Origin of the sequence: Tenacibaculum aiptasiae (assembly GCF_965221665.1) — a bacterium.
In the GTDB taxonomy this organism is placed as follows: Bacteria; Bacteroidota; Bacteroidia; order Flavobacteriales; family Flavobacteriaceae; genus Polaribacter; species Polaribacter aiptasiae.
Genome location: NZ_CBDCSN010000002.1, coordinates 226,002 through 250,819 on the forward strand (window position 1 = coordinate 226,002; position 24,818 = coordinate 250,819).

Genomic DNA, 24,818 nt, shown 5'->3' on the forward strand with positions numbered 1-24,818 from the left:
AAGTTTCAGTTTTTCCTTTGGTTTTCTCAAAAAAAAAGAGCGAAAAACGCCTTCACTCTGAATTTGTTTTTTTACCGTTTTTCCTTCGCGAAACCCTCAGGACATGTTAAATTCTGATAATCACCAGAATTCGTACACCACGAAATATGAAATTTCGGTGTGCAAAAGTAAAAAAAACTTTCGGTTTAACAAAATTAAACCGAAAGTTCATAATTTACTTATACTTTAATCTCAACTTCAACACCGCTTGGTAACTCAAGTTTCATTAAAGCATCAATAGTTTTTGAAGAAGAACTATAGATGTCTAATAATCTTTTGTAAGCAGATAATTGAAATTGCTCTCTAGATTTTTTGTTTACGTGTGGTGAACGTAATACTGTAAAAATCTTTTTATTTGTTGGTAAAGGAATTGGACCGTTTACTACAGCTCCAGTTGACTTTACTGTCTTTACGATTTTCTCAGCAGATTTATCTACTAAGTTGTAATCGTAAGATTTTAATTTAATTCTAATTTTTTGGCTCATCTTAATATCTTATTAACCTTTAGCTTTTGCGATTACTTCTTCAGAAACATTTGAAGGAGTTTCTGCATAGTGAGAAAATTCCATTGTAGAAGTTGCTCTACCAGAAGACATAGTTCTTAAAGCAGTTACATAACCAAACATTTCTGATAATGGCACTAATGCTTTTACAACTTTAGATCCAGCACGATCACTCATGTCGTTTACTTGACCTCTTCTTCTATTTAAATCTCCTACGATGTCTCCCATGTTCTCCTCTGGAGTTAACACTTCTAACTTCATTAACGGCTCCATTATTTTAGCTTTTGCAGCTTTTGCAGCAGCTTTATAACCTAATTTCGCAGCTAATTCGAATGATAACTGATCAGAATCTACAGGGTGGAAAGATCCATCTACTAATGTAACTTTCATTGAATCCATCTCGTATCCTGCTAAAGGACCATTCTTCATTGCCTCTTTGAATCCTTTTTCTACTGAAGGAACAAATTCTTTTGGTACGTTACCTCCTTTAATTATAGATTCAAATTGTAAACCTTGAACACCTTCATCTGCTGGCTCCATTTTGAATACAATATCAGCAAACTTACCACGTCCACCAGATTGTTTCTTATAAACCTCTCTGTGTTCAGCAGTAGCTGTAATAGCTTCTTTGTACTCTACTTGTGGTTGACCTTCGTTAACCTCTACTTTGAATTCACGCTTTAAACGATCAACAATAATATCAAGGTGTAACTCTCCCATTCCTGAGATAATAGTTTGTCCAGAAGCTTCGTCTGTTCTTACTGTAAATGTAGGATCTTCTTCTGCTAATTTAGCTAAAGATAAACCTAATTTATCTACATCAGCTTTAGTTTTAGGCTCAACAGCAATACCAATTACTGGATCTGGGAAATCCATAGATTCTAAAACAATTGGTGCTTTTTCTGCAGATAAAGTATCTCCTGTTTTGATATCTTTAAATCCAACAGCTGCTCCAATATCTCCAGCTTCAATAAACTCAATAGCATTTTGCTTATTAGAGTGCATTTGGTAAATACGAGAGATACGCTCTTTTTTACCAGAACGATTATTTAACACGTAAGAACCTGCATCTAAACGACCAGAATATGCACGGAAGAAAGCTAAACGACCTACAAAAGGATCTGTAGCAATCTTAAATGCTAAAGCAGCAAATGGCTCCTTTACATCTGGTTTACGAGCAATCTCTTCTCCTGTATTAGGATCAGTACCTAAAATTGCTTCTTTATCTGTTGGAGAAGGTAAGTAACGACATACAGCATCTAATAAGAACTGAACTCCTTTATTTTTGAATGCCGATCCACAAACCATAGGAATAATAGACATATCCATTACAGCAGCACGTAAAGCAGCGTGTACTTCCTCTTCTGTAATAGAGTCTTCATCTTCCATGAATTTCTCTAATAAATTCTCATCATAAGCAGCTACCTCTTCGATTAATTTCGCTCTTAATTCAGCAGCTTCCTCTTTTAATTCCTCTGGAATATCAACAACATCAAAAGTAGATCCGAAGTTATCATCATGCCATACAATAGCACGATTCTTTACTAAATCTACAATTCCTTTAAAGTCAGCTTCATCACCAATATTTAATACGATTGGCACTGCATTTGACTTTAACATATCTTTTACTTGCTGACAAACTTCTAAGAAGTTAGCTCCTTGACGATCCATTTTATTAACGAATCCAATACGAGGAACTTTATAGTTATCAGCTAAACGCCAGTTTGTTTCTGACTGAGGCTCTACACCATCAACAGCAGAGAATAAGAATACTAAACCATCTAATACACGTAACGAACGATTTACCTCTACAGTAAAATCAACGTGACCAGGAGTATCAATTATATTAAAGTGATATCCTTTTGTATCAGGAGTAGGTTGTCCATTTTCAATTGGAAACTTCCACTCACAAGTAGTAGCAGCTGAAGTAATTGTAATACCTCTTTCTGCTTCTTGCTCCATCCAGTCCATCGTAGATGCACCATCGTGAACCTCTCCAATCTTATGAGAAACTCCTGTATAAAACAAGATACGCTCAGTAGTTGTAGTTTTTCCTGCATCAATATGAGCAGCAATACCTATATTTCTTGTAAATTTTAAATCTCTAGCCATTTCTTAGAATCTAAAGTGTGAAAATGCTTTATTTGCTTCAGCCATCTTATGAGTATCAACTCTTTTCTTAACAGCAGCTCCTTCTTCTTTTGCAGCAGCTAAAATCTCAGCAGCTAAACGTTGAGCCATTGTTTTTTCATTACGCTTACGCGCATAAGAAATCATCCATTTTATAGCCATAGAAACCTTACGGTCTGGTCTAATTTGCATTGGAATTTGGAATGTTGCACCTCCTACTCTACGAGAACGTACTTCTACGTGAGGCATAACATTTGACAACCCGTCTTTCCATACTTCTAAAGCCGACTTCTCTTCGTCAGTCTTTTTTTCATTTACGATATCCATTGCATCGTAAAATACTTTGAACGCTACAGACTTCTTACCATCCCACATTAAGTTATTCACAAAACGTGTTACCAATTGGTCGTTAAACCTTGGATCCGGTAACAAAATCCTTTTTTTCGCTCTTCTTTTTCTCATGTCTTTACATTAAAAAAGTTAATTGATTAATTTTACTTCTTAGGGCGTTTTGCACCGTATTTAGACCTACGTTGAGTTCTTCCCTCAACTCCTGCAGTATCTAATGCACCACGAACAACGTGATACTTAACACCTGGCAAATCTTTTACCCTTCCACCTCTAACTAATACTATCGAGTGCTCTTGCAAGTTATGCCCTTCTCCTGGGATATACGCGTTGATTTCGTTACCATTTGTTAATCTTACCCTTGCTACCTTACGCATTGCTGAATTAGGTTTCTTAGGTGTAGTGGTATACACACGCGTACAAACTCCACGTCTTTGAGGACATGCTTGTAATGCAGCCGATTTACTCTTCTTAGTTATTTTGGTTCTTCCTTTACGAACTAATTGTTGAATAGTTGGCATACTAAATTATTACTTGTTTTTAATTTGTACTTAAATTACTCTAATTTTAAGAGTGCGCAAATGTACGATATTTTTCTAAACATTCAAATATCAACTAGTTATTTTTATTTCACCCTTATATCAAATAACACAACTTCTTATAAATCAGTTAAATTTTAACCCAAGCTAAAAGAGTCGACATCCCCCATAAAACCTTACAAAAACCATTAAAACATTTTTAAACTTTTAAGATTATTTTATGATTTATGTTGTTTTTTTAAGATTATTTTATGATTTTTGGTGCAATTAATTCAAATAATTACACAATGAAAACAAAGTTTAATGGAATTTTAACGCTTTTCATGGCGTTACTTGTTCAAATTACATTTGCTCAAGAAAGAACAATTTCAGGTGTGGTTTCTGACGAAACTGGTCCTTTACCTGGAGTTAGTATTATTAAAAAAGGAACAACTACTGGGGTAGAAACAGATTTTAATGGTGAATACGCTATTCAGGCAAAAACAGGAGATGTTTTAGTATTCAGTTTTGTAGGATCTAAAACAGTAGAAAAAACAGTAGCAAGCGCAAACACTATTAACGTTACTATGACATCTGATAATGTATTAGACGAAGTTGTTGTAACAGCACTTGGTATTTCAAAAGACAAAAACAAATTAGGATACTCTGCTCAAGTTGTAAATTCAAAAAGCATTACAGAATCTGGACAAAGTAGTATTGTAAACGCCTTAAACGGTAAAGTTGCAGGGGTTAACATTACTAACTCTGGAGGTTCTCCAGGAGCTTCTACTAACATTGTAATTAGAGGTTCTTCAAGTATCTTAGGAAACAACCAACCTTTATTCGTAATAGATGGTATTCCAATTGACAACACAACTGATTCTGGTAACAGTTCAGGTAGCGTAAGCGGTAGTGACTTTAGAGACTACGGTAAAGTTGTAAGTTCAAACAGAGCTTCTGATATCAACCCAGACGATATCGCTTCTATGACAGTACTTAAAGGGGGTGCTGCAACAGCATTATATGGTTCTAGAGCTGTAAATGGTGCTGTAATTATTACAACTAAAAAAGGTAAGAACCAAAAAGGTTTAAGCATTGATTTATCTACTGGAATTACAATAGACAATGCTAATAAATTACCTGAGTTTACTCACAAGTATGCTAGAGGTAGAAATGGTTTATACTCTAATGTAACTCACTGGAGTTGGGGACCTGCTTATGCTTCAAACCCAGTTTTCCCTGCTAATACTATTACAGATTTAGACGGTGACGGAACTACTGAAGACGTTTCAGGACAAGCAATCCCATTATTTAGAGACAACTACAAGAGATTTTGGCAAACTGGTGTTAGAAAAAACGTTAATGTATCTGTTTCTGGAGGTAATGAAAAAGGAACGTTCTATACTTCTATTGGACATACTAACCACGAAGGTATAGTTCCAAATGACACTTACGAAAGAACAAACTTCACTTTAAAAGGAGATTATAAAATCAACGATAGATTTAAAGTTGGAGCAGTTGCTACATACTCAACAGTAGGAACTAATGCTTTTCAAGGTGGTGACACTGGTATTGGAGCTGGTTTAACTTACTGGCACCATATGTGGGACATCAACAGACCATGGAAAGATGCTAACTCTGAAAGAACTTGGTTTAGTGCATTCGTACCAGATCCTAACTGGATTGTAAACGAAGAAGGTGAGAAAGGACAAGTTAACAGAATTATTGGTAACGTTAACCTTTCATACGACATTACTGACTGGTTAAAAATGAATTACCGTATTGGTGTTGATAACTATAGTGATCAAAAGAAATTAGTTCGTCCAATTTCTTCAGTTAACACTACTGGTAGACTTGGAGACATCTATGAAATTAGAATTAACAGTAAAGATATTACTTCTAACCTTAACTTTACTGGTGCTTTTAACTTAAACGACAACCTTAAATTATCATATTTAACAGGAGTTGATATTTACGACAAAAGATATGACAGATTATATGTTGAAGGTCAAGAATTATTAATTAAAAACTTTAATGATATTTCTAACGCAAAAACCGTAACTGCTACTAATTCTGACAACAACAAAAGAATTATCGGTTTATTTGGTGAAGCTACTATAGATTATAAAGGATATTTATTTGCTTCTATAACAGGAAGAAATGACTGGTCTTCTACACTTCCTACAAACAACAACTCTTTCTTCTACCCATCTATTAGTGGTGGATTCATTTTCTCAGAGTTAATGGAAAACAAGTCTATCTTAAACTTTGGTAAATTAAAAGGATCTTGGGCTAAATTAGGTAACGATGCTCCAGTATTTTCAACTATTAATACTTATGCTCGTTTAACTCCTAATGTTAACGCTCAACCAATCTTTACTGTAAGCACAAGACAAAACAATCCTAACATCAAACCAGAAATATCAACTTCTTGGGAGGTTGGAACTGAATTACAATTCTTAGACAATTTAATTGGTTTAGATTTCACTTACTATAAGAGAACAACCACTGATCAAGTAGTACCTGTACCATTATCAGCTACAACTGGATTTACAGAGTTTATCACAAACAGTGGAGAAGTAGAAAACTCAGGTATTGAAGCTATTTTAACTTTCAATGATATCTTAAGAAAATCTGAAGATGTAAGATGGAATGCTTTATTAAACTTCACTAAGAACGACAACAAAGTTATCTCTGTTCCTGATGCAGTAGAAGAAATCATTATTGGTAATGGATACTGGAATGGTACAAAATTAGTTGCTAGACCAGGTTTACCATATGGTACCTTTATTGGTAACGCATACAAGAGAAATGCTCAAGGTCAATTATTATTAGATGACAATGGAGTTCCTCAAATTGCTCAAGACCAAGTGTTAGGTGACATTAACCCTGACTTTATTTTAAACATTAACAATAGTGTATCGTATAAAAACTTTACTTTAAGTGCTAACTTAGAGTTTAAAGAAGGAGGAACATTATATAATGATGCTGAAGTTTCTTGGATTTACTCTGGTTTAAGTAAAACTACTGAAAACAGATTCTACAGCGCAGCAGACCCTAATGCAAACGCTACAAAAGTTTTTGATGGAGTTATAGAAAGTACTGGACAACCAAGTACAATTGCTGTACCTTTAACAAATACTTTTTACCACCAAACTTACAACAATATAGATGAAAACTTTGCTGAAGATGCTTCTTGGGTAAGATTAAGAACTTTAAGTTTATCTTATAATTTACCAAGCAAATTCTTAGAAAACACATTTATGAATAGCTTAAGCTTCACTTTCACTGGTAGAAACTTATGGTTAAGTACAGATTATAAAGGAGTGGATCCTGAAACAAATGGACTTGGTGCTGGAAACGTTCAAGGTTTCAATACTATTACAGCTCCAAATACAAGAAGTTATGGTTTTACATTAAGAGCTAAATTTTAAATTTTAAAATTATGAAAAAATATATATTATCAGTATTATCACTAGTATTTTTGATGTCTTCGTGCACGGATATTAGTCATTTAAATATTGACCCAAATAACCCGACTAACGCAGGGGTACCTTTAGTTTTCACAGCAGGAGAAGAAGCTGTCTTATATAAATTTGGAAGATTTACAAATGGAACTGACTGGGACACTTGGTCTGGTTTATGGGTACAAACTTTCGCTGGAAATCACGGAGCTGGTATCAACTATGATGTTTACGACATCCAAAATGTTAACTCTACATGGGCTACTCAATATGACGCCTTGAATGATTTAAAAGACGTTATTGAAAGAGGTACAACTCAGCAACTTTGGCAACACGTTGGTGCTGCAAAAGTACTTACCGCTCTTCAATTAGGAACATTAACATCATACTATGGAGCTATTCCTTGGGTTGAAGCTTTACAAGGAGGACAAAATTCTACACCAAAATTTGACACTCAAGAAGAAATTTATACTGAAATTTTCAGACTTCTTAGTGAAGCTGTAGTTGACTTAGACAAAACTACTACAGTTAATCTTGGAGCAGAAGACTTTGCATACGGAGGAAATAAAGACAAGTGGAAAGCTTTAGCTTATGCTTTAGAAGCACGTTATAGAAATCACTTTAGCAAAAAAGATCCAGCTGGCTCAGCTACTGCTGCTTTAACAGCTGTTACTAATGCTAAGAACGCAGGATTTACTGCAGCTGCATATGATTTAACTTTTCCTTACGAAGGAACTGACAAATATTTAAATGGTTGGTTCCATATGTTTGAAAACAATCAATTAGTTGCATCAGAAGTATTTATGAATACTCTTACTAACACAAACGATCCTAGAAAAATTTCTTATTGGAACAATAAGAACACTGATGGATTTGATGTTGGATATGTTGGAAAACCAAACGCTTTAGGAACAACTAACGTAAGTTACTCTCCTGTAGGACCTCAAGGTTTTTATGGTAAGAACAACTCTCCACAATTAATTGTAACTCATTTTGAATTATTATATATAGAAGCTGAAGCTGCTCTTCGTTCTGGTGATGGAGCAAGAGCTGCAACGGCATTAAACGCAGCTATTCAAGCACAGTTAGATTTAGTTACACCAGCTAGTATTACTTTCTTAACTACTTCTGGAGGAGATGTTCCTGCTTATCAGACAGAAATCGCCAATTACATTACTAACTTTGGTAGTGAAACAGCTGCAACTGTTACTTTAGAGAAAATTATGACTGAAAAGCATAAAGCTATGGTAACAATGAACGGAGAATCATGGATGGATGTTAGAAGACATGATTATCAATATCCAGCTACATTATCTATTCCAATCAAACCTGATGGTAATCCTGTAGCTGCTCAGTTTATTCAAAGAGTACCATATCCACAAGAATCATTAAATACTAACTCAAATACACCAAAAGGAGTTACTATTTTTGATAAGTTATGGCTTTTCAACTAATATGTTAAAAAGTTAAACATAAAAAGAAGCCAGTAATTAAATTACTGGCTTCTTAATTTATACACAAATAGTCAAACTAACTATCTAAAAAACTACCTTTTAACTATACATTACAGATAAATAATGTGCTGAACCCTTTAAAAAACTAACAAAATATTAAATTGATAAATATTAAAAGATTCTAATGATTTTTGTCTCTGAAAAAAGCATTTTTAGCTAGTCTAAAGACGTTTTTTTTGTTAAAAAATTGTGTATTTAAGATAAAATTAAGACTTTAGCGACTAATTAATTCAAATAATTACATAATGAGAACAAAGTTTAATGGAATTTTAACACTTTTACTAGTGTTATTTGTGCAGATCTCCTTTGCACAAGAAAAGACGGTTTCAGGGACAGTTGCCGATGAGTCGGGTCCTCTTCCTGGAGTGACAGTCATAAAAAAAGGTACTACTCAAGGTACCGAAACTGATTTTGAAGGAAATTATGCTATCAAAGTTAAAACTGGAGAGGTTTTAGTTTTTAGCTTTGTAGGTATGAAAACAGTTGAAAAAACTGTTGGAGCTTCTAATCAAATCAACATTACTATGGAAACAGACAACTTACTTGATGAAGTAGTTGTTGTTGCTTATGGTACTCAAAAAAGGGAAGCTATTACTGGTTCTGTACAAGTAGTTGACACTGAACTTATTGAAAACCAACAAGTAACTTCTCCATTAAGAGCTTTACAAGGTAGTGTTGCCGGTGTAAACTTATTAACATCTGGAGGACAACCAGGAAGCAACCCTACTATTAACATTAGAGGTATTGGTAGTTTATCTTCTGGTACTGCTCCACTTATTGTTCTTGATGGTGCACCATATAGTGGTAACTTAAATGCGATTAGTCAGGATCAAATTGCATCTATCTCTGTATTAAAAGATGCATCTTCTGCTTCTTTATATGGATCTAGGGCTGCTAACGGGGTTATCTTAATTACTACAAAAAGAGGTAAGAGAAACACTGCTGCTAAAGTAACTGTAAGAAGTCAATATGGTATTTCTAACCCAGCTGTTGGTATTCATGACTTAGTAAACCAAGAAGATTACTTAAAATTAACTTGGCAAGCTATCAGAAATAACAACCAATATGCTCTTGGTCAATCTGCTACAGATGCTGCTAACAATGCAACTAATCAATTAATTCCTACTTTAGGATATAACCCTTTCAGTACTGCAAATCCAATTGACAATACTGGAAACTTAGTTGCTGGTTCTCAATTACTTTGGGATACTAAATGGGAAGACGTTATTTTAAGAAATAATGTATCACGTATTAACCACTCTTTATCTGTAACTGGAGGTAGCGATAATACTAACTATTCTTTCTCTTTAGATTACTTAAATGAAGAAGGTCCAGTAATTATTTCAGACTTTGAGAGAATTTCTACAAGAGCTGCAATTGATACAGATGTTAACGATTGGCTTAAAACTGGTATTACAACTGGTTTCTCTAGATCTTCTTCTAACAATCCTGATCAAACTTCAGGTTCTACAACTCAAGCTATTTCTTATATCTATAGCAATAGTAGTATTTATCCAATCTACGTTAGAGATGCTAACGGTCAATTAATTTTAGACAGTGATGGAAACAGAATCTACGATTTAGGTAATGGTAATGGTAGACCAGTTGGTCAGTCAGTTAACAGTATCAGACCAGGTATTAATGGAGAAAATATCTTAGCTTCATTAGAATTAGGTTCTGAAAAAAGAATCCGTACAAGTTTTACTGGTTCTGCTTATGCTGAAGTTAGCTTCTTAGACAAGTTCAAGTTAAGATCTACAATGAACTATGAAAGCTTTATGTTTGATAGCCATTCATTTGATGATGATTTAATTGGAGCTGCTTCTAATGTAGGAGGTAGAGTTTCTAAAACTAGAAACGTAACTTCTGCTCTTAACTTTGTTGAAGCTTTAAACTATAGTGATTCTTATTTTGGAGGTACTCATAAATTATCTTTTGATGCTATTTACGAGGTTAACTATCAATATACTGATACTTTCCGTGCTTCTTCAACTGGTTTCTTACCTGGACAAGAAGAATTTGGAAGTGGTACAGTTGCTGAATCTTTTGGTGGTCTTAGAGCTGAGCAAAGAATTGCCAGTATCTTAGGTAGATTATCTTACAGCATTAACGATAAGTATTTTATCGATGCATCATACAGACAGGATGATACTTCTCAATTCTCTAAAGCATTTAGAACTGGTGATTTCTTCTCAGTTGGTGCGAGTTGGAGTATTCATAAAGAGAACTTCCTTTCTAATGTAGAATGGATTAACAACTTAAGAATTAGAGGTTCTTATGGTGAATTAGGTAACATTAACTTACCAGGAGGATTCTTCCCTACTAGTGCTTTATTTAGTGGTGCTAACTTTGGAAATATTACTTTATCTCCAGTTGAAGGTAATGCATCATTTTTACCAGGTTCTACTTTAATTGATCCTAACTTAACATGGGAGACTACTGCTACTTCTAACTTTGGTTTAGACTTTGGTCTTTTCAATAATAATTTTACTGGTTCTGTTGAATACTTCAAAAGAAATAGTATTGACTTAGTTCAAGATATTACAACTACTGCTTCAACAGGAGCTCCAAACTTAAGAACTAATGCTGGAGACCTTGAAAACAGAGGTTGGGAGGTTACTTTAAACGGTAATATTTTTAACAAAGAAGATTTCCAATGGAGTGTTGGAGGTAACTTTACATTCTTAGAAAATGAATTAAAGAAATTAAATCCTTTCTTCGACAGAAGAATTAACGGAAGTAAACTTTGGATTCCAGGTAGCTCAATTCAAGAGTTTTATATTAGAGAATGGGCTGGTGTAGATCCTGCAACAGGAGATGCATTATGGTACCAAGATCAAGTAGATGCTAACGGAAATGTAACTGGTAGAACTACTACTAATGTATATGATGACGCTACAAGATATCAAACTGGTAAAAACTCTATCCCTGATATTCAAGGTGGTTTCAACACTAGTTTAAGATACAAGAACTTTGACTTATCTTTATTATTCAACTATAGTTTCGGAGGTTGGTTATTAGATACTGACTACTCTGGTTTAATTGCTAGTTTCGCTAACGCTGGAGGATCTGCTCACCCTGATAACTTCAAAGCTTGGCAACAACCTGGAGATATCACTGATTTCCCAAGATTAACTACTGCTAACAACAGTTTTAACAACAGATCTACAAGATTCTTATTTAAGAACGATTACATTAGATTAAAGAATATAACTTTCGGTTATAACTTACCTTCAGACATTTTAAATAATGTTGGATTATCTAAAGTAAGATTATATCTTTTAGGTGAAAATATGTTTACTTGGCAAAGTCACAAAGGAATCGATCCTGAGCAAGCTTTTAATGGATTAACTGCTAACAGATCTCCATTACAAAAAACTATTACATTTGGAACTTTAATAGAATTCTAGATTCTTAGATTTATTAGATTTTTATTAATTCATTTAATAAAATGATAAAAATATTAAAGACAATTAAAAACATTTAAAATGAAAAGATATTTAAACAACAAACAAAAAAGATATAGTATTTTTACTATGTTCTTAGTGGTACTGTTTACTTCAGTGCTTACATCATGTTCTGATGAGTTTTTAGATGCTCCTAAAGATAATAGTGGGGTAAATGATGCCTTAATCTTCAGTGATAGAAACATTACTCAGACATTTATTTCTGGTATCTTAGCAAACTATAAAGGACAGTATGGACGACCAGATGCTGGTGGTATTTACTCTATTTACTTTGCTAGAGCAGTAAAAGGAAATGACTTAATTCAAGGACCAAGTTGGTATACATTTGATTATGGTCATGAAAATAGAGAAGCTGGTTTTAGAAGAACTAATTTCTCTTGGAGTTTTAACTACGAGAATGTAAACTTTGCTAACATCTTAATTGATGGAGTAACTAATAGTCCTACTTTAACACCAGCTGATAAAAAAGAATTTATAGCTCAAGGTAAATTCTTTAGAGGTTTACATATGTTTGAATTATTATTAGATTTTGCTCCAAACTTTAAGGACAATAAAGATTTAGTAAGAATTCCTTTATATACTAGCCCAGCATCTATTGCTTCTGTTCAAGGTCTTCCTCCTGTTGCAGCAAGCGTAATTATGGATCAAATTAAAAGTGATTTAACTGACGCTATCGCTGATTTACCAACAACTAGAATTGGTAAGAGTTATGTAAACAAAGCAGTTGCTCAGGCTGTAATGGCTAGAGTTTTAGCTGTAACACAAGATGATTGGTCTTTAATGTCTACTTTAGCTAGAGCTTCTTATGGAGGTAATGCTAGTAGTGCTGTTGCTTCTTCTAACTGGGGTAACGGATTTAACAATATGGCTGATCAAGAGTGGTTATGGGCTTTATTCCAAAATGGTTCTGATGAGACTAACTTCTTCTGGGGGCACGCTGCTCCAATGATGGATCACCTTACTTTAAGTTATAGAGCTTCATATTTTGACCCAGCATTCGTTAACGAGTTTACTGCTACTGACGTAAGAAATACTTTTAGAGATATTTATGGTGTTTCTGCTTCTACTCCTTGGAGAGAATTTATTTCAACTAAGTATGCATTTACTTTTGCATCTGATATTCCTATCTTAAGAAAATCAGAAATGGTATTATTTGATGCTGAGGCTCAATACCACTTAGGAAATGCTTCAGTGGCACAAGATCTTTTATTTGCATTACAATCTTCAAGAGATCCTAATGCAGTAAAATCTACAGCTACAGGTCAAGCTTTATTAGATGAAATCTTACTTGAAAGAAAGAAAGAATTCTATGGAGAATTTGGACCTCACTGGTTTGACGCTAAGAGATATAACTTACCTATTACAAGAAACGCTGTTCACCGTATTCCGATTAACGTTCCTGCTAATAGTAACTTATTCTTCTTAAAAATACCTCAAACTGAAATTGACAACAATCCAGGTTATGCAGGATTTAACAATATCTAATTTTTAACAATTAGTTAAAAAGACCACCTCTAACGAGGTGGTTTTTTTATACAATAAATTCAAGTACATTTGCAGCATGGAAGAAAATACAACTATCTTTGGTATAAGAGCAATAATTGAAGCTATTGAAAGTAATGCTTCTATCAATAAAGTTTACCTTCAAAAAGGACTTAGAGGTGACTTATTTTTTCAATTAGATAAATTAATAAAGAAAAATAAAATTTCAGTAAGTGTAGTTCCTACTGAAAAACTAGATCGATTATCAAAGCATAATAATCATCAAGGGGCTGTAGCTAAAATTTCCCCCGTAGATTTTCATGATTTAGAAACACTCATTGAAAAAACTCTAGACTCTGATAAAACCCCTTTATTTTTATTATTAGATCAAGTATCAGATGTACGTAATTTTGGAGCTATTATTAGAACTGCTGAATGTACTGGTGTAGATGGAATCATTATCCAAAAAAGTGGTAGCGCTCCTGTCAATGCAGAAACTATAAAAACTTCAGCTGGTGCAGCTTTTAAAGTACCTATTTGTAAAGTTGATCATATTAAAGATGCCATTTTTCAATTACAAGCAGCCGAAATAAAGTTAGCTGCTGCTACTGAAAAAACTGAAGACTCTATTTTTGATGTTAATTTTAATCAACCTATTGCTATAGTAATGGGTTCTGAGCATAAAGGTGTAAGTAATTCTGTTTTAAAAATGGTAGACTATAAAGCAAAATTACCTTTATTAGGAGAAATAGGTTCTTTAAATGTTTCTGTTGCTTGCGGAGCCTTTCTTTACGAAACAGTTAGACAACGAACTTAATGTTACAACTACAAAAAGTCTTGCTAAAGCAAGACTTTTTTATTCATTCTCTTTATAAATATATTTATAGTTTATCTCTTTTATTTCTGATTCTTCTTCTAAAACTGGTGGAACGTAGTTACCATTTTCATCAAACATATCGTCAAACTCTGTCCTCGTAAACTCAAATTTCTTTTTTATAATACCTCTCTTTCTATATACTATAGATAAAATAAGCCCCATAATAAATCCTGATAAATGTCCTTCCCAAGACATTCCCTCCTTAATTGGCAATACATACCATATCATACTACCATATAAAAAAATTGTAATTAGAGAAACAGCAACTAAACGATAATACTTTTTTATAATCCCACTAAAAAAAATAAAACTAAAAAGTAAATAAACAATTCCACTAGCCCCAATATGATAAGATTCCCTAGCTATAATCCATGTTAGAAAACCTGTTGCAAGACCTCCATAGACCAAAACTTTCAATGCAACTTCTTCATAAAAATAAAAAAGACATGCTGAGAGCACAAATAAAGGTACTGAATTATTAAAAAGATGATTTGTATCACTATGAATAAAAGGTGAACTTAAAATCCCTTTTAAACCTGTTATTTTTCTTGGTAACACCCCAAATTTGTTAAAATTAAACCCAAACTTAATCTCTATCCAATAAACTAACCATATTACAAAGACAAAAAGAAAAGGAATAATAAAAACCTTACTTGAATATTTTAATTGATTTTCTTCTTTCATTATAATCAAATTAACAAAAATAAATCCAAATAGAAATTTCGGAAGATCTGTCATAAAACTTTTCTATTTTTACATTATGAATCAACCTTTGGCAGAAAGAATACGTCCTCAAAAATTATCAGATTATATAAGCCAGCAACATTTAGTTGGTGATAATGGTATTTTAACCAATCATATTAAACAAGGAATCATTCCTTCATTAATTCTTTGGGGACCTCCTGGCATAGGTAAAACAACTCTAGCTAATATTATTGCAAAAGAATCAAATCGACCTTTTTATACATTAAGTGCAATTAGTTCAGGAGTAAAAGATGTTAGAGAAGTTATTGAAAAAGCTAAGAAAAGTGGAGGTTTGTTCACACAAAAAAATCCAATTCTATTTATTGATGAGATTCATCGTTTTAGCAAATCTCAACAAGATTCATTATTAGGTGCTGTAGAAAAAGGATGGGTAACTTTAGTTGGAGCTACTACAGAAAACCCTAGTTTTGAAGTAATACCAGCCCTACTCTCTAGATGTCAAGTATATATTTTAAATTCTTTTGATAAAAATGATTTAATCGCTTTAATAGATAGAGCCATTAAAGAAGATGAATTCATTTCTCAAAAAAAAATAACTTTAAAAGAAACAGATGCATTATTACAAGTATCAGGTGGTGATGCACGTAAACTTTTAAATATATTCGAGTTATTAGTAGCTGCTGAACAAGAAATAGAAATAACTAATGAGTTAGTTTTATCAAAAATTCAAAAAAACACAGTTAGATACGATAAAACTGGAGAACAACATTATGATATTGTTTCTGCATTTATAAAGTCTATTAGAGGAAGTGATCCTAATGCTGCTGTATACTGGTTGGCTAGAATGATTGAAGGTGGTGAAGATGTAAAGTTTATCGCAAGAAGAATGTTAATTTTAGCTTCAGAAGATATTGGAAATGCTAATCCTACAGCTTTTATTATGGCGAATAATACCTTTCAAGCTGTTTCTACAATTGGATACCCAGAATCTAGGATAATATTAAGTCAATGTGCTATATATTTAGCGAATTCTACTAAAAGTAATGCTTCTTATATGGCTATATGTGAAGCTCAAAATTTAGTTAAAACTACTGGCGACTTATCTGTTCCTTTACATTTAAGAAATGCCCCAACTAAATTAATGAAAGATTTAGATTACGGTAAAGACTATCAATACTCTCATAATTATCAAAACAATTTTGTTAATCAAGAATTTTTACCTGACGAAATAAAAAACACTAAACTTTATGAGCCAGGTAATAATGCTCGAGAAAACCAATTTAGAGAATTGCTAAGACAACACTGGGGTGATAAATATAATTATTAAGTTAATTAAAACTTAATTTCATATTTCTCAATGACGTTTACATTATCTTTATAATATTCAGCAATCCAAACATTCCCGTTTTTATAAAGGATTCCATTTTTATCTTGAATCACATAAACATCTTTCACATTAGTTTTCAATACTTTAAAAACAACCTTAGGATCTGAATCTATCATTTGATAACCCGAATCTGTTGGTTGTGCATATAGTAATTGATGTACTTTATTTACAGTTGATTTTGCATTTTTCTTAGTTTCAATACCTTTTGTGATTTCGGCAACTACAGTTTTGTTAGAAACCTGTACTTCTTCTTTTGATGGAGTGTATTTGTAATTTAATCCATCAAAAGATTTAAAAGCATTTCTTATTGCTTCATGATACGCTCTTTTATAATCTTTTAATAAACTTTTACCTTCTTTTGAAGAATATACTAAGTTATTATAACAATCTCTCAACTCGACAACGCTTTTAGTATTAAACATTCCTGAAGCATCGCTAATTGAACCTATTAAAGCTTTACATCTATTTTTCACTAAATCTTCAGGTAATTCTTCGTTACTTAAAAAAGCTTTAAATCCATGTTTATTAAAGAAGAATTTAGTTAAAGAACTTGTTTGATACTGATCTGCCTTTTTTAAGAAATCAAACTTAACAGGTACAATAACATATTTATAATTATTTACACTATTCTGACTAAAAACTGATGCTGTAATCAGTAAAAAAACAAAAAATATTTTTCTCATATTTATTTAAAAATTAAGTTCATACCAAATTGAAATGAAGCTGTATTAGTATCTGCTACATCTGCTAATCCAAAGATATTATCTACTAAACCATAAACGTGAAATTTACCTATTTTACTTGATAAACCCAAACCTATATTTGTATAAGAGAAATCATCTATAGTATAAGTGAATTTAGTATTGATTTTTCTTGATATTTTACGCTCGTAAAAACCAGTTAAGGCAAACTTTGGTCCAGTTGGTCTGAAAACTGAAAACAATTGTGCCCCAACAGAGTTATTATAATATTCTTTATAAGTAATATCGCTACAATTTTCTTCATTTCTACTCCTACCCCATCCATATTTATATGAAGCATTAAATTTAATAGGTCTCATTACTGAATAAGCTTCTTTATTTTCTTCCGAAGGAACATGCTGTTTAAAATCGTTGTTTAAGTTTTCCCAATAATTAGTATTGGCACTATCATATAAGAATTCTATACCTGAAAAACTATAATCACCTTTAGCTGTAACATTTCTTATATCACTAGAATAATTGATAAAACCAACATCTAGTAAACTAGCTGTTATTTTTGTTTGCTTATCTAATTGATAGCTAAAGCCTATATCGAAACCTAAACCTAGATTAGAGAAAAAACCTTTACTAATAATATCTCCAGCAGTTATATCATTTTCATAATATAATCCAGAACTATACCCATTAAAGTTTAAATTGTTTATTGTATGAGTGTAAATATTGTTTTGTCCTAAACGTGTAGTAAAACTACCAGTATTATTAGTAGATGTAACGTTAGCTATACCAGAATAAATTTTAAATCTACCTCCAAGCGTAAACTGTGAGTTTATCCTCCTTGATAATCCTATATGCAAAACACTTAATGCATCTGCTTTTACATTTACTTGAGACACTAAAAAAGTTCTATTTAAGTTTGCAGCATTTCCATCATTCACTAAATCAATGACATCTTTAGGGTAATTGGCAAAAAAATCAATCTCTGTATAAAAACCAGCACTCAAAAAATCTTTCTCATTCAGTCTGTAACTTGCACTCAATATTTCAATCTGGTGATTAAAACTTACATAATCATCCACTGAAATTCTATCTATTGCATTTCTAACTTTAATGTTAAAATCAACATTATCATTTCTAAATAAATCAGCTACTGTGATTTCACTCATTCCTGCATTAAAATGAATTCCTGATAAAAGAGGGATTCCAATATGACTTTTATAACTAGGTCTAATACTTGGGTTTAATAACATTGTTTGAGGTATCTCGTCAAAGTCATAAAGCAATTGTTTATTTTGTCCACTAACCGACAAAACACCACATACTAATAATACAATTAGTTTAAAAAAATTTCGCATTAATAATTATATTTTAAAGGTAAATGTCCCTGCAGATTTTAGAATAAACTCATTTAAATCATTAGGGTCTATTGGTGTTCCTGTAAGAGTTGACAGCTCTAAAGAAGCTCTAATTTTTCTTGTATTTAAGAATAAAGGGGAATTGTTAATTATAATAGTTTCTTTATGTTCAAACTTTGGAGTATTTGCTTGTATTAACAATGGAGTTATCGCATAAGTAATAACATTTGAATCATCCAAAAACTCTATATTTAAATTAATATTTCTATTAAATGGATTTGTTATTTCAAAATCAAAAACGATTTCTATTAAATTTTCTTGTACTACTTCCTCTTCTATTATGGTTAAGTTAGATTGATCAGTAATAGGCCCAGTAATTTCACTGTTAGTATTATCTAAAAAGCTCAATGCTGGCATTTTAAAAAAAACTAATGATGCAACAAATTTAGGCTGGGAATCAAAATCATCCACTTGATCTAAATCTACATTCTTAACACATGAAAAAAATGTAAAACTTAGTAATAGAAATAAACAATATCTTTTAAGTATCATAATTTGGTTTTCTTATAACGCAACAAACCTATAAATATTGCTTTAATTGAGCAAGCGAATTAATACTTGTAATTGTATTATTTAGGTTAGGCCCATTGACAAAATGAATTGTTTGCATACCAACATTCAGTGCTCCTTGTATATCTGCTTCATAGCTATCTCCAATCATCATTGAATTATCTGCTAATGCATTAGCTTGTTTCAAAGCATATTCAAAAATCTTAGGATTAGGTTTTTTCACACCTATACATTCAGAGGTTATCACTTTATTGAAATACTTATCTATTCCTGATTTCTTTAATTTTACATTTTGTACTTCTTCAAAACCATTGGTTATGATATGGAGTTCGTATTTTTTAATTAAATAATCTAATATTTCAAAAGTTCCCTCAAACAAATAATTATTATTAGGTAAATATTTGATGTAATATTCTGAAATTTTATCTATTAAATCATCAGAAGCTTTATAATTGAGTACATCAAAAGCCTCTTTTAACCTTTTGTATCGTAAATCTTTTTTTAAAATTTTGTTTTCTCTGAACAGTCTCCAATACTTTAAATTAATTGGCATGTATACTTTCAAAAATTTATCAATCTGAATATTTATATTTTGCTCTTCAAATATTTGTTCAAATGTTAGTTTAGAATTTCTATCAAAATCCCATAAAGTATGATCTAAATCAAAAAAAACGTGCTTAATATCCATTAATCTATTTTTAACTTCTTACAATTTTCAACATAGAACTGTATACTCTTCTCCATCCTTTCCATCTTTGATAATTACTTAAACTTTCATTATGAAAAACAGTTATAAAGGTTCCATTAACAGCTTTAACTTCATTTTTTAAATCTCTTATTTTTCCTAAAGATTGCTTGGCTGTTAATTTCATATAATCATTCAAAGTAGAATCTATTAATGCAAACGGGAATATTTTTAAAGGTGTTTGAATTTCAAATTCTAAATCATAAAAATAAAACGGAGTACATGTACTTGCTCTAAAACCAGTATAATTTGGATATCCCATTGAATAATCTTCTTCAATCTCTAAATCAATCAATCTTTGGTAGGTTTCTGGTAATGACACACGCAAGTAATGTTGGCGAGATCGTTTAACAGGTACGTTTGTAATACTTTCTAACCTTTCAACTTCTTTTTTTAATAAAGATCCATTATTCATGGTATAGTATGATGGATGTAAACCTACCCTCGCATAATCAACCATATCCTTTATTAACAATCTAAACTTACTTTTTGAAGTAGACACATTGGTATCAAAAGTTGTATAATCACCAATAAGAAAGAAAAAAATAGTTCTTACTTTATATATTTTTTTTAGTTCAAGAATTGTATTAAAAGTATTAAAAGGATCCCTTTTAATACTAAACAGTACAGCTAATCGATCCCAAATAGTAAAAATTTTGAATTGAGAAATATCTTTAAAAAAACCTCCAATTGTTCTTACAAAACTTTTATGCTTATAGGCAAATGCGTTATCAACATCTATAGTAGAAATATATTCATATTTTCTTGTTGAATGTTCATAATCAGGAAACTTAATTTTTAATTTCTCCAAAAATTTATAAGCCCAAATATCTACTATTGGTTTTTCTAAAAAGTTATTCTTAAAAGCTAAACTTTCTTCAGCTGAAAATCTACCATACTTATCCTTTATATGTGGTAAATACTCTTCATATCTAGATATTAAATAAAAGCTAGCTGCAAAAATATCGAAAGGTATTTCTGATTGTTCTCCTGTTAAGAAAAAGCAAGAAACGTCATCCCATTTTTGAACATTAATATCAATATCCCTTACTCCTTGTTGAAACAACAACTCATTACTTTTTACAAAAAACTCTTTTCCCAAAGCTACATTAGTATATGAAAACTTTGCTCCGTTATAAGCAACAAAATCTTCCACCTTTCCTGTAAAGTCTATTGGAATTTGTAAGATACGTGTAAAAATATGTTTGAAAATATAACGTACTCTTGGGGTAACCTTATGAGTATAAATCAGTATCATAATGAGTAAATGTTAACTGTAAAACCAGAAAATTATAAAATCATTTCATCGGCAAAGCTAAAGTACGTTTTTTCAGTAACTATTAAATGATCTAGCAATTTTATGTTTAATGTAGTTCCTGCTCTTTTTATTTTTTTAGTCAACTCAATATCTGAATTGCTTGGTTCTAATTTTCCTGATGGATGATTATGACAAACTATAATTCCAACGGCAGACAATTCTAAAGCTCTTTTATATAACAACCTAACATCTACTAAAGTAGCTGTAAAGCCTCCTTTACTAATTTGAAACTTCTCTAATACTACATTAGAATTATTCAAATACAAAGCCCAAAATTCTTCGTGTTGGATATCTCCTATTAGTGGATGAATAATATTAAAAGCATTTTTAGATCCGTAAATTTTAAACTCTTCTTCTTTTTGAGCGAATAATTTTCGTTTTCCAAATTCAAGAGCTGATACAATTGCAATTGCCTTTGCTTCTCCTATTCCGTTAAACTTCATTAAAGCAGGAACTGATAATTTTGACAAACTATTTAAATCATTATCAACAGATAGCAAAATTCTTTTTGCCAATCCAACAGCCGATTCTTGTCGGTTTCCAGCTCCTATTAAAATTGCAATTAATTCTGCGTTGGAAAGTGTACTTTTTCCTTTCAGCCTCAGTTTTTTACGTGGCATATCATCAATAGCCCACGATTTTATTGGTATCTTTTTCATATTAATTTATTTGTATAGCAGGGATAAATATAATTCATTTTTTGCACAACCCAAAGAAGCACAGTATCTTTGCGTTCTATCTTTTTCAATAAAAAATATGAAGATTATTATAGCCGGGGCTGGAGACGTTGGTTTTCATTTGGCTAAACTCCTTTCTTACGAGTCGCAAGACACCTTTGTGATAGATTTTGATGGTGATAAATTAAATTACATCAATAATCATTTAGATGTTTTTACTAAAAAAGGAGATGCTACCTCAATAAAACTTTTGAAAGAAATTGGTATTGAATCTGCCGATTTACTATTAGCTGTTACTGAAAGTCAGAATACAAACTTTACGATTTCAGTAGTAGGAAAAGCTTTAGGCGTAAAAAAAACAATTGCTAGAATAAACAATCCTGAATTTTTAAAAAACGATTGCATCAATTTTAAAGATTACGGTGTTGACTTTATGATTTCACCAGAAGAATTAGCTGCTGAAGAAATCAAGTTCCTTTTAAATCAATCATCATTTAATGATACTGTAGCATTTGAAAACGGTTTGTTTAATATCATGGGAACTACCCTTGGTTATAAATCGCCTATTTTAGATTTAACAGTAAAAGAAGCTAAAGACAAATTTAGCTTGGTAGACTTTATTACCATTGCTATTAAACGAGAAGGTATAGCTCAAACTATTATTCCTCGTGGAGATACTCCTTATAAAATGAACGATCAAGTTTATTTTTCTGTTCCTAATTATAGCATAGATAAATTGCACCCTATAATTGGTAAAGAGCAGATAGAAATTAAAAATGTTATGATTCTTGGAGGAAGTAGTATTGGTCGAAAAACTTCTAGAAATCTTTGCAAAGACAATTTTAAGGTAAAACTAGTAGAAAGAAAGAGAGAAAAAGCTTTAAATCTTGCTGAAGATTTAAGAGACACATTAGTTATTCATGGAGATGGTAGAGATCTAGGTCTCTTAGAGGAAGAAAATATTAGAGAAATGGATGCTTTTGTAGCCGTTACTGGAGATTCAGAAACTAATATTATGTCTTGTTTAGTAGCTAAATCTAAAGGCGTTAAAAAGACAATTGCTTTGGTTGAGAATATGGATTATATAAACATTTCTCAAACTATTGGTATAGATACTCTTATTAATAAAAAACTAATAGCTGCTAGTAATATTTTTCGTCATATTCGAAAAGGTGAAATATTAGCATTAGCTAACTTACATAACATTGATGCTGAAGTTTTTGAATTTGAAGTTCAAGAAAACGCTAAAGTGACTAAAAAACCTATTAAAGAATTACGTTTTCCTAGAGAAGCTGTTTTTGGTGGAGTAGTTAGAGATGGTAAAGCCCATATGTCATTTGGTGATTTTCAATTACAAAGTGGTGATAGAGCAATCGTTTTTTGTTTACCTGAAGCCATATCAACTGTAGAAGATTTATTCAACTAATGGAGAGTCTCAATTTCAAATTAATTTATCGTTTTTTAGGAATAACCGCAATTCTTAATGGGTTATTTATGTGGCTTTCATTGCCATTTAGCTTTTATTATGATGAACCTTCTAAATGGGGAATTTTAAATGCCGGTATTATTACTGTTGCTTTAGGTTTAGTATTTTATTTTTTTAACAAACCTGACAATAAAAAAATTCAAAAAAAAGAAGGGTACCTAATTGTAACCTTAGGATGGCTTACATTATCATTTACTGGAATGCTTCCCTATGTATTATCTGGTAGTATTCCTAGTATTACAAATGCTTTTTTTGAAACTATTTCTGGTTATTCAACTACGGGGTCATCAATTTTAACTGATATTGAATCAATGCCCAAAGGAATACTCTTTTGGCGTAGTGCTACTCACTGGATTGGCGGTATGGGAATAATTGTATTAACCATTGCTATATTACCTTTATTAGGAATTGGAGGTATGCAATTATTTATGGCTGAAGCTCCAGGGCCTTCAACAGATAAGTTACATCCTCGAATTACCGATACTGCTAAACGTTTATGGTTAATATATGTTTTATTAACTGCTATAGAGTTTTTACTTTTAAAAGTAGCTGGAATGACTTGGTTTGATGCAATAAATCATGCTATGGCTACAGTTAGCACAGGAGGTTTTTCAACAAAAAATGCTAGTGTTGCTCATTGGAATGGGACTCCTTTAATACAATATATCATTATCTTTTTTATGTTCATAGCTGGTACAAATTTTGTGCTTACCTATTTTGCTTTGAAAGGAAAAGTGAATAAAGTAATTCAAAGTGAAGAGTTCAAATATTATTTATTTGGAACACTTATAATATCTTCTATTGTTGCTGTTATGATTATTTTCTATCAAGATCCAGCATTACAAACCACTATTAACCACCCTATGGTTTGGGGTAAAGTAGAAAGCGCTATTAGACATTCTTTATTTTCAGTAATATCAGTAGTAACCACTACAGGTTTTGTAACAGCTGATTTTACAATGTGGAGCTTTTTTGTTACTGCTATTTTCTTTTCATTATTTTTCTTAGGAGGATCGGCAGGTTCTACTTCTGGAGGTGTAAAAATTGTTCGACACATTGTAATGCTAAAAAACAGCTTTTTAGAATTCAAGAAATCAATTCACCCTAATGCTATCATACCGGTGCGTTATGACGGAAAAGCAGTAAATCAAACTATTGTATTCAACATACTTTCTTTCTTTGTTTTATACATGCTTATTTTTATTATTGGAACAGTAGTCTTAGCTTTCTTTGGTTTAGATTTATATTCTGCTTTAGGCGCTTGTGCTTCTTCTTTAGGTAATATAGGACCAGCTATTGGAAGTGTTAGTCCTGTTGACAATTTTAATCATTTGTCTACAGGAGCAAAATGGTTTTGTTCTTTCCTAATGCTTATTGGGCGTTTAGAATTATTTACAGTTCTAATTTTACTTACTCCTTTCTTTTGGCGTAAAAACTAAGCTTTTACATAATAACTATTTTGAAGAAAGGATGTTTTCATCATACCTTTTAGGGGAAAAACACCCCGAAAAATAAATTTCCTGATGTTAAATTTG

General features: G+C 31.7%; 19 protein-coding genes. 8 read left to right on the top strand and 11 right to left on the bottom strand.

Annotation, left to right across the window (positions count from 1 at the left end):
- Positions 1-218: 218 nt before the first annotated feature.
- From rpsJ to rpsL, 4 genes are read right to left on the bottom strand one after another with little or no spacing between them, the layout of a single operon-like run.
- On the bottom strand, positions 219-524 hold the full coding sequence (rpsJ, locus tag ACOQN8_RS01400) for a 30S ribosomal protein S10 (protein WP_024740605.1): 306 nt from the start codon (positions 522-524) through the stop codon (positions 219-221).
- Positions 525-536: 12 nt separating this feature from the next.
- On the bottom strand, positions 537-2,654 hold the full coding sequence (gene fusA / locus ACOQN8_RS01405) for an elongation factor G (RefSeq protein ID WP_235273064.1): 2,118 nt from the start codon (positions 2,652-2,654) through the stop codon (positions 537-539).
- A gap of 3 nt (positions 2,655-2,657) precedes the next feature.
- On the bottom strand, positions 2,658-3,134 hold the full coding sequence (rpsG, locus tag ACOQN8_RS01410) for a 30S ribosomal protein S7 (protein WP_150900313.1): 477 nt from the start codon (positions 3,132-3,134) through the stop codon (positions 2,658-2,660).
- A gap of 32 nt (positions 3,135-3,166) precedes the next feature.
- A complete protein-coding gene (gene rpsL / locus ACOQN8_RS01415; protein WP_028887479.1) occupies positions 3,167-3,541 on the bottom strand; it encodes a 30S ribosomal protein S12 in 375 nt (124 codons plus the stop codon).
- A 305-nt stretch (positions 3,542-3,846) separates the two neighbouring features.
- Between rpsL and ACOQN8_RS01420 the strand changes: the two genes are divergently transcribed.
- From ACOQN8_RS01420 to rlmB, 5 genes are all read left to right on the top strand, one after another.
- Entirely contained in the window at positions 3,847-6,972 is a 3,126-nt protein-coding gene (locus tag ACOQN8_RS01420; RefSeq protein WP_420551307.1) for a SusC/RagA family TonB-linked outer membrane protein, read from the top strand.
- 11 nt (positions 6,973-6,983) lie between these two features.
- The gene (locus tag ACOQN8_RS01425; RefSeq protein ID WP_420551308.1) at positions 6,984-8,456 is read left to right on the top strand and encodes a SusD/RagB family nutrient-binding outer membrane lipoprotein; all 1,473 of its coding nucleotides are present in this window, start codon (positions 6,984-6,986) and stop codon (positions 8,454-8,456) included.
- 305 nt (positions 8,457-8,761) lie between these two features.
- Positions 8,762-11,926 (top strand): SusC/RagA family TonB-linked outer membrane protein, encoded by a 3,165-nt coding sequence (locus ACOQN8_RS01430; protein ID WP_420551309.1) that lies wholly within the window; start codon positions 8,762-8,764, stop codon positions 11,924-11,926.
- A gap of 78 nt (positions 11,927-12,004) precedes the next feature.
- Complete coding sequence (locus ACOQN8_RS01435; RefSeq protein ID WP_420551310.1) at positions 12,005-13,468, top strand: RagB/SusD family nutrient uptake outer membrane protein; 1,464 nt, start codon at positions 12,005-12,007, stop codon at positions 13,466-13,468.
- A gap of 76 nt (positions 13,469-13,544) precedes the next feature.
- Entirely contained in the window at positions 13,545-14,282 is a 738-nt protein-coding gene (rlmB, locus tag ACOQN8_RS01440; RefSeq protein ID WP_420551311.1) for a 23S rRNA (guanosine(2251)-2'-O)-methyltransferase RlmB, read from the top strand.
- A 39-nt stretch (positions 14,283-14,321) separates the two neighbouring features.
- Here the strand turns inward: rlmB and ACOQN8_RS01445 are convergent, their stop codons facing one another.
- On the bottom strand, positions 14,322-15,026 hold the full coding sequence (locus ACOQN8_RS01445; protein ID WP_420551312.1) for a rhomboid family intramembrane serine protease: 705 nt from the start codon (positions 15,024-15,026) through the stop codon (positions 14,322-14,324).
- 76 nt (positions 15,027-15,102) lie between these two features.
- Here ACOQN8_RS01445 and ACOQN8_RS01450 point away from each other — a divergent pair, with 76 nt between their 5' ends.
- Positions 15,103-16,374: a replication-associated recombination protein A gene (locus ACOQN8_RS01450; protein WP_420551313.1), complete on the top strand. Its 1,272-nt coding sequence runs from the start codon at positions 15,103-15,105 to the stop codon at positions 16,372-16,374.
- A 5-nt stretch (positions 16,375-16,379) separates the two neighbouring features.
- Here ACOQN8_RS01450 and ACOQN8_RS01455 read toward each other — a convergent pair whose 3' ends face one another.
- Genes ACOQN8_RS01455 through radC form a run of 6 tightly spaced genes read right to left on the bottom strand, consistent with a single transcriptional unit; the run spans position 16,380 to position 21,779 of the window.
- Positions 16,380-17,117: a hypothetical protein gene (locus ACOQN8_RS01455; RefSeq protein WP_420551314.1), complete on the bottom strand. Its 738-nt coding sequence runs from the start codon at positions 17,115-17,117 to the stop codon at positions 16,380-16,382.
- A gap of 2 nt (positions 17,118-17,119) precedes the next feature.
- Positions 17,120-18,487, bottom strand: a complete 1,368-nt coding sequence (locus tag ACOQN8_RS01460; protein WP_420551315.1) for a DUF5723 family protein — start codon at positions 18,485-18,487, stop codon at positions 17,120-17,122.
- Between the two features lie 6 nt (positions 18,488-18,493).
- A complete protein-coding gene (locus tag ACOQN8_RS01465; RefSeq protein WP_420551316.1) occupies positions 18,494-19,039 on the bottom strand; it encodes a hypothetical protein in 546 nt (181 codons plus the stop codon).
- A 28-nt stretch (positions 19,040-19,067) separates the two neighbouring features.
- Positions 19,068-19,745, bottom strand: coding sequence for a YjjG family noncanonical pyrimidine nucleotidase (locus tag ACOQN8_RS01470; protein ID WP_420551317.1), 678 nt, complete (start codon positions 19,743-19,745; stop codon positions 19,068-19,070).
- A gap of 10 nt (positions 19,746-19,755) precedes the next feature.
- Positions 19,756-21,060, bottom strand: coding sequence for a polysaccharide deacetylase family protein (locus tag ACOQN8_RS01475; protein ID WP_420551318.1), 1,305 nt, complete (start codon positions 21,058-21,060; stop codon positions 19,756-19,758).
- Positions 21,061-21,092: 32 nt separating this feature from the next.
- The gene (gene radC, locus ACOQN8_RS01480; RefSeq protein ID WP_272149909.1) at positions 21,093-21,779 is read right to left on the bottom strand and encodes a RadC family protein; all 687 of its coding nucleotides are present in this window, start codon (positions 21,777-21,779) and stop codon (positions 21,093-21,095) included.
- A 97-nt stretch (positions 21,780-21,876) separates the two neighbouring features.
- On the opposite strand from radC, the gene trkA reads away from it, so the two are divergent.
- Together trkA and ACOQN8_RS01490 are read left to right on the top strand one after the other, a co-directional pair.
- Positions 21,877-23,223, top strand: coding sequence for a Trk system potassium transporter TrkA (gene trkA, locus ACOQN8_RS01485; protein WP_272149911.1), 1,347 nt, complete (start codon positions 21,877-21,879; stop codon positions 23,221-23,223).
- A complete protein-coding gene (locus ACOQN8_RS01490) occupies positions 23,223-24,722 on the top strand; it encodes a TrkH family potassium uptake protein (protein WP_420551319.1) in 1,500 nt (499 codons plus the stop codon). The genes trkA and ACOQN8_RS01490 overlap by 1 nt, the downstream gene beginning before the upstream one ends.
- Positions 24,723-24,818 lie beyond the last annotated feature (96 nt).